This is a genomic window from Pseudomonas sp. EZ-C24 (assembly GCF_014525325.1).
GTDB lineage: Bacteria > Pseudomonadota > Gammaproteobacteria > Pseudomonadales > Pseudomonadaceae > Aquipseudomonas > Aquipseudomonas shirazensis.
In genome coordinates this window covers 57,665-71,423 of record NZ_JACDIU010000006.1, presented here as the reverse complement: position 1 = coordinate 71,423, position 13,759 = coordinate 57,665, and the positions used below count along the sequence as shown (strand labels likewise).

Annotated in this window: 13 protein-coding genes and 2 pseudogenes; 10 read left to right on the top strand and 5 right to left on the bottom strand. The window is 60.9% G+C overall.

The features are described from left to right. The first annotated feature begins 384 nt into the window (after positions 1 to 384). Positions 385 to 1,563 (top strand): acetyl-CoA C-acetyltransferase, encoded by a 1,179-nt coding sequence (locus IDM28_RS02680; protein ID WP_188035314.1) that lies wholly within the window; start codon positions 385 to 387, stop codon positions 1,561 to 1,563. Between the two features lie 61 nt (positions 1,564 to 1,624). On the opposite strand, the gene IDM28_RS02675 is transcribed toward IDM28_RS02680, so the two are convergent. Next, entirely contained in the window at positions 1,625 to 2,344 is a 720-nt protein-coding gene (locus IDM28_RS02675; RefSeq protein ID WP_188035313.1) for an SDR family NAD(P)-dependent oxidoreductase, read from the bottom strand. 105 nt (positions 2,345 to 2,449) lie between these two features. Further along, positions 2,450 to 3,421 (bottom strand): annotated as a pseudogene (locus IDM28_RS02670) (5-methyltetrahydropteroyltriglutamate--homocysteine S-methyltransferase); the annotation flags it as partial. Positions 3,422 to 3,672: 251 nt separating this feature from the next. On the opposite strand from IDM28_RS02670, the gene IDM28_RS02665 reads away from it, so the two are divergent. Next, positions 3,673 to 5,202, top strand: a complete 1,530-nt coding sequence (locus IDM28_RS02665) for a methylenetetrahydrofolate reductase C-terminal domain-containing protein (protein WP_188035311.1) — start codon at positions 3,673 to 3,675, stop codon at positions 5,200 to 5,202. A gap of 92 nt (positions 5,203 to 5,294) precedes the next feature. Here the strand turns inward: IDM28_RS02665 and IDM28_RS02660 are convergent, their stop codons facing one another. Both IDM28_RS02660 and IDM28_RS02655 read right to left on the bottom strand, forming a co-directional pair. Then, positions 5,295 to 6,470 carry a PAS domain-containing sensor histidine kinase gene (locus tag IDM28_RS02660; RefSeq protein ID WP_188035310.1) on the bottom strand — a complete coding sequence of 392 codons (1,176 nt, stop codon included), beginning with the start codon at positions 6,468 to 6,470 and terminating at the stop codon, positions 5,295 to 5,297. Next, positions 6,463 to 7,275, bottom strand: a complete 813-nt coding sequence (locus IDM28_RS02655; RefSeq protein ID WP_188035309.1) for an alpha/beta fold hydrolase — start codon at positions 7,273 to 7,275, stop codon at positions 6,463 to 6,465. The genes IDM28_RS02660 and IDM28_RS02655 overlap by 8 nt, the downstream gene beginning before the upstream one ends. A gap of 290 nt (positions 7,276 to 7,565) precedes the next feature. Here IDM28_RS02655 and IDM28_RS02650 point away from each other — a divergent pair, with 290 nt between their 5' ends. Next, entirely contained in the window at positions 7,566 to 7,874 is a 309-nt protein-coding gene (locus tag IDM28_RS02650) for a chorismate mutase (RefSeq protein WP_188035308.1), read from the top strand. A 78-nt stretch (positions 7,875 to 7,952) separates the two neighbouring features. On the opposite strand, the gene IDM28_RS02645 is transcribed toward IDM28_RS02650, so the two are convergent. Beyond that, the gene (locus IDM28_RS02645; protein ID WP_188035307.1) at positions 7,953 to 9,197 is read right to left on the bottom strand and encodes an MFS transporter; all 1,245 of its coding nucleotides are present in this window, start codon (positions 9,195 to 9,197) and stop codon (positions 7,953 to 7,955) included. A 103-nt stretch (positions 9,198 to 9,300) separates the two neighbouring features. On the opposite strand from IDM28_RS02645, the gene IDM28_RS02640 reads away from it, so the two are divergent. The 7 genes and pseudogenes from IDM28_RS02640 (at position 9,301) to arsH (ending at position 13,672) form a co-directional block, all read left to right on the top strand. After that, positions 9,301 to 10,269 carry an AraC family transcriptional regulator gene (locus tag IDM28_RS02640; RefSeq protein ID WP_188035306.1) on the top strand — a complete coding sequence of 323 codons (969 nt, stop codon included), beginning with the start codon at positions 9,301 to 9,303 and terminating at the stop codon, positions 10,267 to 10,269. A 37-nt stretch (positions 10,270 to 10,306) separates the two neighbouring features. Then, the gene (locus IDM28_RS24125) at positions 10,307 to 10,483 is read left to right on the top strand and encodes an IS66 family transposase (protein WP_410524652.1); all 177 of its coding nucleotides are present in this window, start codon (positions 10,307 to 10,309) and stop codon (positions 10,481 to 10,483) included. After that, a pseudogene (locus tag IDM28_RS02635) lies at positions 10,479 to 10,697 on the top strand (transposase domain-containing protein); the annotation flags it as partial. The gene IDM28_RS24125 and the pseudogene IDM28_RS02635, both read left to right, overlap by 5 nt. A gap of 76 nt (positions 10,698 to 10,773) precedes the next feature. After that, positions 10,774 to 11,124: a metalloregulator ArsR/SmtB family transcription factor gene (locus IDM28_RS02630; RefSeq protein ID WP_181089084.1), complete on the top strand. Its 351-nt coding sequence runs from the start codon at positions 10,774 to 10,776 to the stop codon at positions 11,122 to 11,124. A 19-nt stretch (positions 11,125 to 11,143) separates the two neighbouring features. Beyond that, the gene (locus tag IDM28_RS02625) at positions 11,144 to 12,433 is read left to right on the top strand and encodes an arsenic transporter (RefSeq protein ID WP_188035305.1); all 1,290 of its coding nucleotides are present in this window, start codon (positions 11,144 to 11,146) and stop codon (positions 12,431 to 12,433) included. 10 nt (positions 12,434 to 12,443) lie between these two features. Continuing rightward, positions 12,444 to 12,914, top strand: a complete 471-nt coding sequence (locus IDM28_RS02620) for an arsenate reductase ArsC (protein WP_188035304.1) — start codon at positions 12,444 to 12,446, stop codon at positions 12,912 to 12,914. A gap of 14 nt (positions 12,915 to 12,928) precedes the next feature. Next, complete coding sequence (gene arsH / locus IDM28_RS02615; RefSeq protein WP_410524654.1) at positions 12,929 to 13,672, top strand: arsenical resistance protein ArsH; 744 nt, start codon at positions 12,929 to 12,931, stop codon at positions 13,670 to 13,672. Positions 13,673 to 13,759: the final 87 nt, after the last annotated feature.

Genomic DNA, 13,759 nt, shown 5'->3' with positions numbered 1-13,759 from the left:
AGTTATCCGACACATATTACGGGCTGACGGGGGTGGTTCCAACCGCAGATCGCCCCAGCTGCTCACGCAGCCACTGCATGAAGGCCCGCGCCAGCGGGTCATCCTGGCTGTCGCGGTGCACCAGGCACGCCCACGCCGGGCCCCTGACCCGCTGCGCCGACAACGCCTGCAGTAAACCCTGCGCCGCTGCGCATCGACGCGATTGCCGCAGGCGGCGGTGACATTCACTGCGTCACTCATCAGTGCCCTGCCGTCTAACGGGGTGATTGATTAGCTTTGCGAATCAATGCCAAAGAAAAACAAACTTAACAAATGAACCGTTTGCACCGATGCTGGGTGGTACTGCGTCGCCTCGTCGCGCCACCTTCATCGGAGAACAACAACATGCATGAAGTCGTCATCGTCGCCGCCACCCGTACCGCCATCGGCAGTTTCCAGGGCGCTCTGGCCAGCGTGCCAGCCGTCGATCTGGGCGCTGCGGTGATCAAGCGCCTGCTCGAGCAGACCGGGCTCGACCCAGCACAAGTCGACGAGGTGATCCTTGGCCAGGTGCTGACCGCCGGTGCCGGACAAAACCCGGCGCGTCAGGCTGCGGTCAAGGCCGGCTTGCCGTTCAGCGTGCCGGCGCTGACCCTGAACAAAGTCTGCGGCTCGGGCCTCAAGGCCTTGCACCTGGCGACCCAGGCGATTCGCTGTGGCGATGCCGATGTGGTCATAGCCGGCGGCCAGGAGAACATGAGCCTGGCGCCCTACGTCATGCCCTCGGCCCGCACCGGTCAGCGCATGGGCCATGGCCAGTTGATCGACAGCATGATCAGCGACGGCCTGTGGGACGCCTTCAACGATTACCACATGGGCATCACAGCCGAGAACCTGGTCGAAAAGTTCGACATCAGCCGTGAACAGCAGGACGCCTTTGCCGCCGAATCCCAGCGCAAGGCCGTCGCCGCCATCGAAGCCGGGCGTTTCAAGGACGAGATCACGCCCATCGTGCTGCCGCAGAAAAAGGGCGAGCCAAAGGTGGTCGAGCGCGACGAGCAACCCCGCCCCGAATCCACCGCCGAAGCACTGGCCAAACTGCGCCCGGCGTTCAAGAAAGACGGCAGCGTCACCGCCGGCAACGCCTCCAGCCTCAACGACGGCGCTGCGGCGGTACTGCTGATGAGCGCGGCCAAAGCCACCGAGCTGGGCCTGCCGGTGCTGGCCAGGATTGCCAGCTACGCCAGTGCAGGGGTCGACCCGGCGATCATGGGCATTGGCCCGGTCTCGGCCACCCAGCGCTGCCTGGCCAAAGCCGGCTGGCAGTTGGCCGACCTGGACCTGATCGAAGCCAACGAAGCCTTCGCCGCGCAGGCGCTGGCGGTGGGCAAGTCGCTGGAATGGGATGCCGACAAGGTCAACGTCAACGGCGGCGCCATTGCCCTCGGTCATCCAATTGGCGCATCCGGTTGCCGCGTGCTGGTGACCCTGCTGCACGAGATGATCAAGCGTGATGCCAAGAAAGGCCTGGCGACCCTGTGCATTGGTGGTGGTCAGGGCGTGGCGCTGGCGATCGAGCGCTAGGTCGGCGTTTGCGTGAACCGGGCTGGCGGCGCGTGCCGGCAGCCTGGTTGCTCAAGAAGGTTCAGAAGCGCTCGTCAGCGATGGCTGGCAGAGTCAGCTCACGCACGTAGCTGGCTGGCGACAAGCTGAGCAATGTGCGCACCATCAGCACCACATCGTGCACCGGAATCAACTCCCCTGCCCCGCGTGCTGCGGCTTCGGCCAACGGCACTTCAAGGCCGTCTTCGGTATTCAGGTAGCCGAGATTGAGGCAAGTGACGCCGAGCTGTTGATCTCGGTAGCCTTCGCGCAGCGCTTCGGCGATACCGCGCAAGGCGAATTTCGATGCGCCAAAGGTAACTTCGGGGCGACCGCTCTGACTCAGGCCGGAGGTCGAGCCGGTGAGAATGATTCGCGGCGCTTGGCTGCGCAACAGAACCGGCAGCAGACGTTTGATCAGCAGGATTGTCGCGGTGATATTGCAGCTGACCATGTGCTCCAGTTGCTCATCATCGTCGCTTGCAAAACTGTAGCCGGCTTCGAACGCCTGCGTTTCCCACAAACCAAGGTTGTAGATCAGGGCATCGATACCGCCCGCCTCTACTGCATGTGCAATCTGCTGGGCCGCCAACTTGGGCTGGCCCATGTCCGCTGCGATCCACTGCACTGCAATGCCATCGCGAACCGGCAACGGTTCAGGCTGCGTGCGTGACACCCCGATCAGCGTATCGCCCGTTGCTCCCAGCCCGTCGATCAATGCCTTGCCCAGCCCTTTGCTGGCACCCACCACTAGAACTTTCATCCCAACACTCCCTGTAGGCCGGATAGCCGAGCGGCATCGAAACAGAACACGGCCGGTGCGGCAAAGCCAGGTTGTATCTGGATATGAGCAGTGGCTCGCCTGCTACGCGGCACGAGCCTGGGCTACGTCCGTGTGGTTGAGCGCCTTGGTCAGCAGGGCTACCTGCTGGCACTTGTCGGCGGCGAGGGCGAGCTCATTGTTGAGCTCGGCATCGTCTTGCTCGTCAGCGCTGTGCAGCAGCGGGCACGACGGAGCTACCCACAACCGGTCGCCCAGGCGCTCGGCGGCGAGGCGCAGGACGTGCAGCGCATCGTCCAGATTCCAGTGCCCGCTGTTACGGCCACTGACTACGCCCAGCGAAAGCACCTTGTACGCCGGCAGGCGATCAAGAATGGTCGGGAATTGTTCAGGGGCCTGCACCAGGTCGATATGCAGGCCGTCGACCGGGAGATTGGCGGCCAGGCCGAGGTTGGCGTTCAGGCCGCCAAAGTAGGTCGCGACCAGCTTTTTCAGCGGCGCACGCTGGAGGATGTTGTATACCCGCTCGTAGGCATTCTTCCAGGCCTGCGGCAGTTCCAGCGCCAGGATCGGTTCATCGATCTGTACCCACTCCACACCTTGCGCAGCCAGCTGGTTGAGGATCTGGTCGTACAGCGGCAGCAGGCGATCGAGCAATTCCAGTTTGTCGAAGTCGCCACCTTGGCATTCACCCAGCCACAGGTAAGTCAGCGGGCCGAGCACGACTGGCTTGACGGCATGGCCGAGCGCTTTGGCCTCGTTTACCTCTTCAAGCAGTTGCTCCCAGTTCAGGGCGAACTGCTGATCAACGCTGAGCTGCGGGGCCAGGTGGTGGCTGTTGCTGTCGAACCACTGGGTCAGCTCCAGCGCGTGGTCGCTGACTGGCAGCAGCTCGATGCCGGCATCTTTCTGCAGCTGCCAGTGCTTGGCCCGCAACTCACGGCCCACCGCACGCAGGCCGGCGTCATCCAGCGCGCCCGTGAGGAACGCCTGTTGGGCCTTCTTCAGTTCGGGATCACAGCCGATGCGTGGAAAGCCGAGGTTGTGTGCCAGTGCCATGTGAGGTGTTCCTTGCCGTTGAATTTCAATGGGGCAAGTCTGTGCGCAATGCGATGCTGAGACAAACTCATATAATTTATGATCATCTCAAGAAATTCTCATACAGCGCTTTGACGTACACCGACTTAAGATTGGCCCAGCCGCGCCATGGCATGTCTTTTCCACACCTGTCACCAGCGCAATCAGACAAGCCAATCTCACCCATCTGCCGCACAATGCCGGCCAGATCCACTGCCGGTGCCGAGCCCCGCATGAGCCTGCTGAAAACCGCGCTGCATGAGCACGCCTTCGTCTGCATCATGGAATTCGTGCCCAAGCCCTCTGCCGAGCGCTTCGCCGCGCTTGAAGCGATCATGGCCCGCAAACAGCTGTGCGGCTGGCCACTGACCGTGTCCATCGGCGACCGCGTCGGCAGCCCGTTGGATATGTCACCGCTGGACGCCTTCAACTCGCTTGCCACACCCGTACCCGCCCTGCTGCATTTCTCCGGTAAGGCCCGCGAGCGCCACGACCTGCTCAGCCAGCTGCAACACATGGACGCCGCCGGCCTCGACCAGTTGCTGATCCTTACCGGCGATCGTCTGCCCGGTCACACGCCCGGCCAACAGCCGGTGCGCTACCTCGAGTCCGTCGCCGCCCTGCAGATCGCCCGCCAGGCCCGACCCGACTGGCTGCTCGGTGCAGCCCTGAACCCGTTCAAGTACCGCGAAGAAGAAGGCGCTGCGCAGTATCTCAAGGCTGAGAAAAAGCTCAGTGCCGGTGCTGACTTCCTCACCCTGCAGCTCGGCTACGACGATCAAAAACATCAGGAAGCGCTGCAGTGGATGGCTCGTCAGCGCACACCGAAACCGCTGATCGCCTGCCTTATGGCGCTCACCCACGGCCGCGCGCAGATGCTCGAACACGTTGCCGGCGCCGTCGTCACGCCATCGATGCGCGATGTACTGGCTGCCGAGCTGGCGCTGTCCAAGGCGTATGCCCAGGCGCGCAGTATTCAGCGCCTGGCGTTGCAGGTGGTGGGTTTGAAATTGATGGGGTATGCCGGCGTGCACCTGTCCGGTGTGCATGAAATTACCCAGTTGCAAGCGCTGGAGCATGAGCTGGAGCAAGTGCTGGCAAGGGTTCATACCCTGGAACAATGGGCGCCTGCCTGGACCGCCAGCTGGCAGATGCCGGACCTGCCCGCGGTGACCTTCACCCCGCCCGGCGCGAACTGGCGGCTTGACCAGTCACGGGTCAGCGCCAGCCCGCGGGAGCGGGTTCGCTATCACTTGTTGTCGGGCATGCACGGGTTGTTATTCGACCGCGAGAACTGGGCCAGTCGTGCGTTTGGCTGGGCTGTGACTAGACCTTTGTGGTCGAAACCTGGCGCAGCAAGCCTGCTGCATGGCCTTGAGCGCGGCATCAAAAGACCCTTGGTTGGTTGCGACACCTGCGGCAGTTGTCGCCTTCAAGACACCCTCTACATTTGCCCAGAATCCTGCCCCAAAGGCCTCGCCAACGGCCCCTGCGGCGGCACCTCGCTGAACCGCTGCGAGTTCGGTGATCGCGAGTGCGTGCATGGCGTGAAGTACCGCGTGGCCAAGACTGTGGGCGAGACCGATGTGCTGCGCGAGCGATTGATCCCTTGCGTCGAAGTCGAGAACCGCCACCGCAGCTCGTGGCCGGTGTGGTTTCAACCGGCGCCGGTGGTCAAGGTTGAGCCGGTGGTTGCGGTGCGGCGGGCTGCAGGTTCGGAGTCTGTTCAGCGTGAGGTAGCGGTTGCTGAGGTGGATAACTGACGCCGTCGACTGCGGCCTTGCAGGCCATAGCACGTTACGACAAAAGGAGCGGTTTTGATGCAACTGGCGCTAGGGCCAGGTTTGGCAGCCCACTAACTTGTAGCGGCCTGCACGGGCAAGCTAACCGTGAACGCAGTCCCCGCCACAGCATCCGAAACCATGCTCACCGTCCCGCCATGCGCCTCGGCAATTTGCTTGACAATGAACAACCCCAGTCCGACCGACCGAATCGAACCGTCATACTCATTGGCCCGCATCATGGGCTCGAACAACGTCGGGATCACCGCCTCGGCGATGTGCTCGCCATGGTTGTGAACGCTCAAGGTCGCGCCTGCTGCGGACAGGTCAGTGCTCAAGGTGATCGGAAAACTCAGATCACCATAAGCAACGCTGTTGGCAACCAGGTTACCGATCATCTGCTGCAGACGATCCTGATCCACTTCAAGCGTGCCGCACCCGCGCGACAGATGCCGGATGTGCGCATCAGCAAAGGCAATCCTCAGCTCACCTACACACTGGTCCACAAACTCAGGGAGGGGGACCTGATGCCGGCTGATCTTGATGCCCTGCCCAATCCGCACCGAGGCAAAATCCAGCAGGTCAACAATCATCCGCTGCGCCCGCTCGGCTGAGGTGCTGATGCCATCAAGTAGGCGCTGCTCCCGTTCGGAGCGCTGCCCATGCTCGAGCATGTGCGCGGCCATCTTGATGGCCATCATCGGGTTCTTCAGGTCATGGCTGGCAATCGCGACCATCTGCTCAGCAAAGGCGGCACGCCGCTGCGCCTTCTCGAATGCCTCGGCCAATTCTGCCTTGGCCTCCTGCAACGCCGCTTCCGCAGCGATCTTCTGCGCGAGCAATTCCTCGGCACGCTGCCGAGCCGCCAGCACCGCGCGCTCGTAGCGATCGCGCTCGGCAGTGCCGAACAGCGCCAGCTCGTAACGCACACCCTCGCGGGTTTCTCGGCGCACGCCATTGAGCAGCATCGCCAGCGCATGGCCATCGTGATGGCGCAGTTCTAGCTTGACCTCCGCCACCGAGCCTTGGCTGTTGAGCAACGGCCCCCAGTGGGTGCGCTGGAACAAGCGCCCGCCCACCGTCAGCAAGTCATGAAAATTCTGCGCGTTCAACGTGGCCATGTCATAGCCAAGCCACCGGCTGAACGTCTGGTTGCAACGCAATATCGTGCCTTCCACGGTCATGACGACAAGCCCGCAAGGCGCGCGCTCGAACAACGATTCGTCACAGACCAGGAGGGTGTCATCCATGGTCGAAATCGAGCTGGGCAAGGAAGCCATCGATGGCCGCCGTGCACGCACTCGGCGCGCTCAATTGCGGGTAATGGCCCATGCCCTCGATCAGGCTCAGTTGGCTGTTGGGCAGCACGCGATTCAGGTACTTACCCACCGCAACCGGCACAACCGGATCGCGTGTGCACTGCAGAATCAGCGTAGGCGTGTCCAGCCCGACAACGTCGGCGCGGTGGTCAGCCAAGAAGATCACCCGCGCAAAATGCCGAGCGATTTGCCCATCGGTACGCTTGAAGCTGCTGAGCAACTCCTCACCCAGCGCAGGCTCCCCAGGTTCGCCCATCAACACCGGCGCCATGGTGGTTGACCAGCCCTGATAGTTGTCGTCGATGGCCTCGAGCAACGCATCGACCTCCTCAGCCAGGAAGCCACCGGCATAGTCGCCCGAGTCGATATAGCTGGGCGATCCGCCAATCATGACCATCGCCGCGACGCGCCCTGGCTGCTGGCGCTGAGCCAGGGTACCGATCATTGCGCTTGCAGAATGGCAAACCAGAATAACCGGGCCCTCGGCGTACGCGTCGATAAGCTCGTTGAGGTCAGATGCGTAGCCCCACAGCGAGGAATACTTCTCAGGTTCGTAAGCAGCAAGATCCGACTGGCCCGCACCAACCAAGTCGTAGCTGATCACCCGAAAACGCGAAGCAAGGTGCGGCAGCAGCAATTTCCACATGGTTTGGTCGCAACCGAAGCCGTGCGAAAGGATCAAGGTCGCGCTGCCGCTGCCGGAGATGTTTACGTTGTTGCGCTTTTGCAGAGTCATTCTTATCTCGATCTCGTACAGCAAAGGCCAGGCCGTGATGATCCGCACCACCTGCCACTGAGAATAGATCAGGCATTGAGGGCATGGTTCGGATCAATGATGAAGATTCAATACCCGATCACGGTTAGAGGGGCAAGGAAGGACATGGTTCTGGCGTCACTGCTGCGAGCCGGTTCTGTAGGACATATCGACTCATTGCGGACAGTCACCAGCCGCTACAATACAGCCCAGAATCACCAGCCACTGCCTGCCCTAACAAGACGCAGGCTCATGAAAAGGAAGTCAGGCAAATGGATGTACCTTCCACCTCTCTGGACGAAGTCCGCCAAGGGATCGATGAAATTGACCGCAACCTTGTTTCGCTTCTCGCCAAACGGGGCCGACTCGTGACGCAAGCAGCGGCTTTCAAGAAAACCACCGATGATGTGCGTGCGCCTGCTCGGGTCGAGCAAGTGATAAGGAAGGTTCGTGAAATGGCTGACGAAACTGGCGCCTCGGCTGAGGTCGTGGAGCAGGTCTATCGTGCGATGATTTCGGCCTTCATCACTGAAGAGCTGGCCACCCATGCGAAGCTGGCTAACGAACCTTCAGTATCTTGATGACAACGCGCAGCTCATCCAAAGCCCCGCCGGGCCGCTGGTACAGGTAGCGAGATAAAACTGTGGCGAAAATGCCCATCAAGGCAAAACCCCTTTCAGCACAGCCCCATCTACCGCAGGAACTCGCACACGCAGTGCAATCAGCAACGCGGCCAGCAGCATCAGCACGGCCGCCGCCACGAATACGCCTGCGCTGCCACCGAGGCTGAACATTGCCCCACCCGCGGCTGCGCCTGTGGCGATGGCCGACTGCACAGACGCTACCACCATGCCGCCAGCGCTCTCCGCTTGATCAGGGACCGCGCTGGCGACCCAGTTCGACCATGCCACCGGCACACCCCCAAAGGCCAGGCCCCAGACCGCCAGCAGTACAGCCTGCCCTGGCACCGAAGCTGGCAACAAGACCAGCGCCAGTGCCGCAACGCCTACCAACGCTGGCATCAACACCAGGGTGGCCAATGGGTGACGAGTGAGCATCCACCCGGCCACCAACGTGCCGACAAAGTTCGCCACACCAAAACCCAGCAACATCAGCGACAGGCCCTGCGGGCCAATGCCGGTCGTATCTTCGAGGAATGGCCGAATATACGTGAACATCGCGAAGTGGCCGCTGTGCACCAGCACACAACCGAACATCCCCATAGCAATGCCTGGGCGCTGCAACACTTCAAGCACCGTACGCAGGCGTGCCGGCCGACGTGGCGCAAGGCTCGGCAGCGTAAGCGACTGGAAAATCAGGGTCACCACCCCCACTGCTGCCGCTGCATAGAACGCGCTGCGCCAGCCATAGAGCCCGCCCAGATAACTACCCAGCGGGACCGCGACCACCGTCCCGACGGCGATGCCGCTGAAAATGATCGAGAGCGCTCGCGGCAACAAAGCCACGGGCACCAAGCGCATCGCCACCGCTGCCGCCATGCTCCAAAACCCACCAAGCGCGATGCCGAGCAAGATACGCATCAACAACAGCACCGCGAAACTGGAGGAAACGGCGACCAGCAGGTTGGATGCGATCATCAACGTGGAAAACCCCAGCAACACCCAGCGCCGATCGATACTTCGAGTCAGGCCTGGCACCAACAGGCCAGCGAACAGCGCCACCACCGCTGTCACCGTTACCGCTTGGCCAGCCAGCGCTTCGGACACCCCCAGCTCGGTTGCCATCGGCGTCAACAGGCTGGCCGGAAGGTACTCAGCGGTCAGCAACCCAAACACGCCCATCGCCAACGAGAATACGGCCATCCACGCTGGAGTTGTAGGTTCTGCATCCGGCGCGGCGCCGCGACGGCTGTCGGGTACGGCATTGCATAAAAGGTCAGTCACTGCATGGATCTCCCAATCTTCAATTGCGACCGGTAGTCTAGGCGCGAGATTCCGGATGATCTATGATCGAAAAACTCAATTTTTTGATTAAAACACCGAACCGATGTCGACAGACCAATTTGCCCTCTCTTCCGACCTCATCAACGAGCTGTTGCGCGGCATGCGCCTGCGCGGTGTCGAGTACCGCCGTATCCAGGCGGGCCCAGCCTTCGGCTTGGCCTTCGCTGCCAAACCCGGGCATGCTTGGTTCCACTTCCTGGCGGTCGGCAACGCGGTGCTACGTATGGAAGACGGGACGACCTATGCGCTGTCAGCCGGTAACGCCGTCTTCATCTGCCATGGCGCGGCCCATCACTTGCTCTCGCATACGCAGGTACCCGTGCAGGACATTGATCTGCTGGACGGCGAGCCTCTCGGCGAAACCGTAAGCGCGGTGGACACCGGAACCGATCCCGGCTCCATGCCGACCACGCTGTTGTTCAGTGGATGCATGGAATTCGAATTGGGCAGCCTCCATGGCCTTGGCAAGCTGATGCCGGGCCTGATGCTTATTGATGCCGGCGGCCAGCGTTACCCCGGGCTGGTGCCTATTCTCACCACCATGGAGCGCGAGGTCAGCGCCGCACGCGTTGGCTTCGCCGGCATCCTCGCGCGATTGGCCGATGTGGTCGCCGCCATGGTCGTTCGCGGTTGGGTCGAGTGCGCCTGCGGCAACGCCTCCGGCCTGGTTGCCGCTCTGCGCGATCCGCGGCTGGCAGGTGCACTTCTGGCGCTTCATCAGCAACCGGGCCGAGACTGGACCGTCGAGCAGTTGGCGGAGCAATGCAATACCTCCCGCTCGGTCTTTGCCGAGCGCTTCCAACTGACGATTGGCATGAGCCCACTGCGCTACGTTACCGAAGTGCGAATGCGGCTCGCCAGCCAGTGGCTGACGCTGGAAAGAGTACCTATTGAAGAGGTCGCGCAGCGGTTGGGCTATACGTCCCAGGCGGCCTTCAGTCGGGCGTTCAAGCGAGTTACGGGTACCACGCCTGGGTTGAGTCGCAGGTTGAGGCAGTTGGCTGCCAGCTGAAGCTGAGGGGAATTGGTGCCGAGCCGGAGAGCACCGAATGTGTCTGCGGCTGCCAACTCCAGCGCCAAGTTCTCCGACCATCTGCCGCTGTACCGGCAAGAAAGGATCTTTTGGCCGAGCAGGCTTGGCCATCCCGCGTTCAACACTGGCTCAATGGGTAGGGCAAACCGGCGTGCAGCTCCAGCCCTTGGTGAATGCGCTGCGCGGAGCTTGATGATGGTGCTGTGCCTATCGACGGTCGCTCCAACTGGTTGTTCGCCGGTTCGCTGCGCAGTGGTAAACGAGCGGCGGCTATCATGAGCTTGATCCAGTCGGCGCGCATGAACGGGCATGATCCGTACAGATACCTGAAGGACGTACTGACGCGGTTGCCAACTCACCAAGCAAGCAATCTGCACGACCTGCATCCGCACGCTTGCTCGGCTTAAGCAAAAAAGCTGCTTCCACTGAGGTATTCATATCTGTAAATTCGAATATACGAATAAACAAATATACAGGTTGGCCATGTCCTTTCAGCCCCACACGTTCTTCAAATGCCTCGGTGATGAAACTCGCGCCCGAATCATGCTGATGCTCGCTGCCGAGGGGGAGCTATGTGTCTGCGAATTGATTTGGGCGCTCGACGATCACCAACCAAAAGTGTCCCGGCACCTCGCTCAATTGCGCACCTGCGGGCTGCTGGAAGATCGCCGTCAGGGCCAATGGATCTATTACCGCCTTCATCCAGAACTCCCTCAGTGGGCAGTGGAGGTGCTCCAAACGACCCTTGAGGCTAACCGTTCCTGGCTCGGCGATGACCAAGGTCGCCTTGCTTCGATGGAAGGTCGCCCAGTACGCCAGGCTTCCTGCTGCTAAGTGTTTCTGGAGAACTGACATGCTGTTGGCAATTTCAATATTTCTGGTCACGCTGGTACTGGTGATCTGGCAACCCCGTGGACTTGGCGTTGGCTGGAGCGCGTCTGCCGGGGCGGTACTCGCATTGTTGACCGGTGTCATCACGCTCAGCGATATCCCCGTGGTCTGGCACATAGTGTGGAACGCCACGGCAACGTTCATCGCGGTGATCATCATCAGCCTTCTGCTGGATGAGGCGGGCTTTTTCGAGTGGGCAGCACTTCATGTGGCTCGCTGGGGAGGAGGCAGCGGCGCACGCCTGTTTGCACTGATGGTGCTCTTGGGGGCAGCGGTTTCGGCCCTGTTTGCCAATGACGGCGCAGCATTGATACTGACTCCCATCGTGATCGCGATGCTGACCGCGCTCCGCTTCAGTCCAGCGGCGACCTTAGCTTTCGTGATGGCTGCCGGTTTCATTGCCGACACTGCCAGCCTGCCGCTGGTTGTCTCGAACTTGGTGAACATCGTCTCTGCCGACTTTTTCGATATCGGATTCGCCCGGTACGCCTCGATCATGTGGCCGGTGAATCTGGTCAGTGTCGTGGTGACCCTGAGCATGCTCTGGTTGTTCTATCGAAAGGAGGTGCCGCAGGCGTATTCGCCCGAGCAACTAAGGCGGCCAGAAAAAGCCATCAAAGATCGCCATACGTTCCTTGCAGGCTGGTGGGTGCTGGTACTTCTGTTGCTCGGGTTATTCGTCCTTGAGCCGCTTGGTATTCCTGTCAGTGCTGTCGCCGCCGCATGCGCCTCGGTGCTGCTGATCATTGCCGCAAAGGGGCATGTAATCTCGACACGCAAAGTGATGTTCAACGCCCCCTGGCAAGTCGTCCTGTTCTCGCTTGGCATGTATCTGGTGATCTACGGGCTGAAGAATGCCGGGCTGACTGAAGGACTCAGCTCGCTGCTTGGCACCTTCGCCGACCATGGCCTGTGGGCTGCCACGCTGGGTACCGGTTTCACCGCCGCGTTGCTGTCATCCGTGATGAACAATATGCCCAGCGTGCTGATCGGTGCCTTGTCGATCCAGGGCAGTGGGGTATCGGGACTCGCACACGAGGCCATGGTGTACGCCAACGTCATTGGCTGCGACCTCGGCCCGAAGATCACCCCCATCGGCAGTTTGGCCACGCTGCTCTGGCTGCACGTCCTGGCCCAGAAAAACATCCGCATCACCTGGGGTTACTACTTCAAGGTTGGCTGCGTACTCACCTTTCCCATTTTGCTTACGACACTGGCAGCACTTGCCGTGCGCTTGAGCATCAGCGCTTAGGAGTTGCTTTATGAAGATTCTGTTCATGTGTACGGCCAATAGCTGTCGTAGCGTCCTGTCCGAGGGGCTGTTCAACCATGTCGCCCCAGACGGCTTCACGGCCATCAGTTCGGGCAGCTTCCCGAGCGGCAAACTCAATCCGCGAGCGGTGAGCACTCTGCAAGGATTGGGAATCGACACGTCCGGCCTGTACAGCAAAGGCTCGGAAGTCTTCGTAGACACACCACCCGATATCGTCATCACCGTGTGCGACAAGGCGGGCGGCGAACCTTGCCCGGTGTATTTCGGCCAGGCCATCAAAAGCCACTGGGGGCTGTCCGACCCGTCTGAGGTCGACGGCTCTGATGAGGAGGTTCAGGCCGCATTTGATGCGACCGTTGAACGTATCAAGAGGCGATTTACCGCGCTCTTCACCTTGAATCTGAAAACGCTTCAGGGCGCTGATCTGAAGCAGGCTCTGGATCGGATCGGAGCCCTGTGATGAGCGAATTTGATATGGACTCTGTCGATACTTTTCCAGCTCTTGATCTGTCGCTGATGGATATGCCAAGCACTGAAAAATTGGGTTTCCCAGATGGTTCGAACATCAAACCACGCATTCTCCTGCTCTATGGGTCGACCAGAGAGCGGTCGTTCAGCCGTTTGCTGACGCATGAAGCTGCACGTCTGCTCCAACAAATGGGTGCCGAGACGCTGATCTTCGATCCGTCCGGACTGCCGTTGCCGGATGACGCGCCAGTCGATCACCCTAAGGTGCAGGAGCTGCGCGATCTGGTGCTGTGGTCAGACGGTCAGGTGTGGTGCTCCCCGGAACGACACGGAGCGATGTCTGCGGTGTTCAAAGCGCAGATTGACTGGATTCCTCTGACCATGGGTGCCGTACGCCCCACACAGGGTAAGACTCTCGCGGTGATGCAGGTGTGCGGCGGCTCGCAGTCCTTCAATGCAGTGAACCAGATGCGGGTTCTGGGTCGGTGGATGCGCATGCTGACCATCCCGAATCAGTCGTCTGTGCCCAAGGCGTATCTGGAGTTCGACGAGGCAGATCGAATGAAGCCTTCACCGTACTACGACCGAGTAGTCGATGTGATGGAGGAACTGGTGAAATTCACTCTGCTGGTTCGCGGTCGTGAGAGCTACCTGGTGGATCGCTACTCGGAGCGAAAAGAAAGCGCGGCATCGCAGCTCGTGGCCGGTGTGGTTTCAACCGGCGGCGGTCAAAGTTGCCGAGCTGGATAACTGAAGCTGCCGACTGCGCCATACGTGGTCAACTGTAGGAGCGGCCTTGTGTCGCGAAAGGCGCGCGCAGCGGGCCCGGCGATGTCA

Bases quoted from the DNA above. Each gene is read 5' to 3' on its own strand.
- IDM28_RS02625 (WP_188035305.1), top strand. From the start codon at position 11,144: ATGCTGTTGGCAATTTCAATATTTCTGGTCACGCTGGTACTGGTGATC.
- IDM28_RS02665 (WP_188035311.1), top strand. From the start codon at position 3,673: ATGAGCCTGCTGAAAACCGCGCTGCATGAGCACGCCTTCGTCTGCATC.
- arsH (WP_410524654.1), top strand. From the start codon at position 12,929: ATGGACTCTGTCGATACTTTTCCAGCTCTTGATCTGTCGCTGATGGAT.
- IDM28_RS02660 (WP_188035310.1), bottom strand. From the start codon at position 6,470: ATGGATGACACCCTCCTGGTCTGTGACGAATCGTTGTTCGAGCGCGCG.
- IDM28_RS02640 (WP_188035306.1), top strand. From the start codon at position 9,301: ATGTCGACAGACCAATTTGCCCTCTCTTCCGACCTCATCAACGAGCTG.
- IDM28_RS02675 (WP_188035313.1), bottom strand. From the start codon at position 2,344: ATGAAAGTTCTAGTGGTGGGTGCCAGCAAAGGGCTGGGCAAGGCATTG.
- IDM28_RS02680 (WP_188035314.1), top strand. From the start codon at position 385: ATGCATGAAGTCGTCATCGTCGCCGCCACCCGTACCGCCATCGGCAGT.
- IDM28_RS02620 (WP_188035304.1), top strand. From the start codon at position 12,444: ATGAAGATTCTGTTCATGTGTACGGCCAATAGCTGTCGTAGCGTCCTG.
- IDM28_RS02630 (WP_181089084.1), top strand. From the start codon at position 10,774: ATGTCCTTTCAGCCCCACACGTTCTTCAAATGCCTCGGTGATGAAACT.
- IDM28_RS02650 (WP_188035308.1), top strand. From the start codon at position 7,566: ATGGATGTACCTTCCACCTCTCTGGACGAAGTCCGCCAAGGGATCGAT.
- IDM28_RS24125 (WP_410524652.1), top strand. From the start codon at position 10,307: ATGTGTCTGCGGCTGCCAACTCCAGCGCCAAGTTCTCCGACCATCTGC.
- IDM28_RS02655 (WP_188035309.1), bottom strand. From the start codon at position 7,275: ATGACTCTGCAAAAGCGCAACAACGTAAACATCTCCGGCAGCGGCAGC.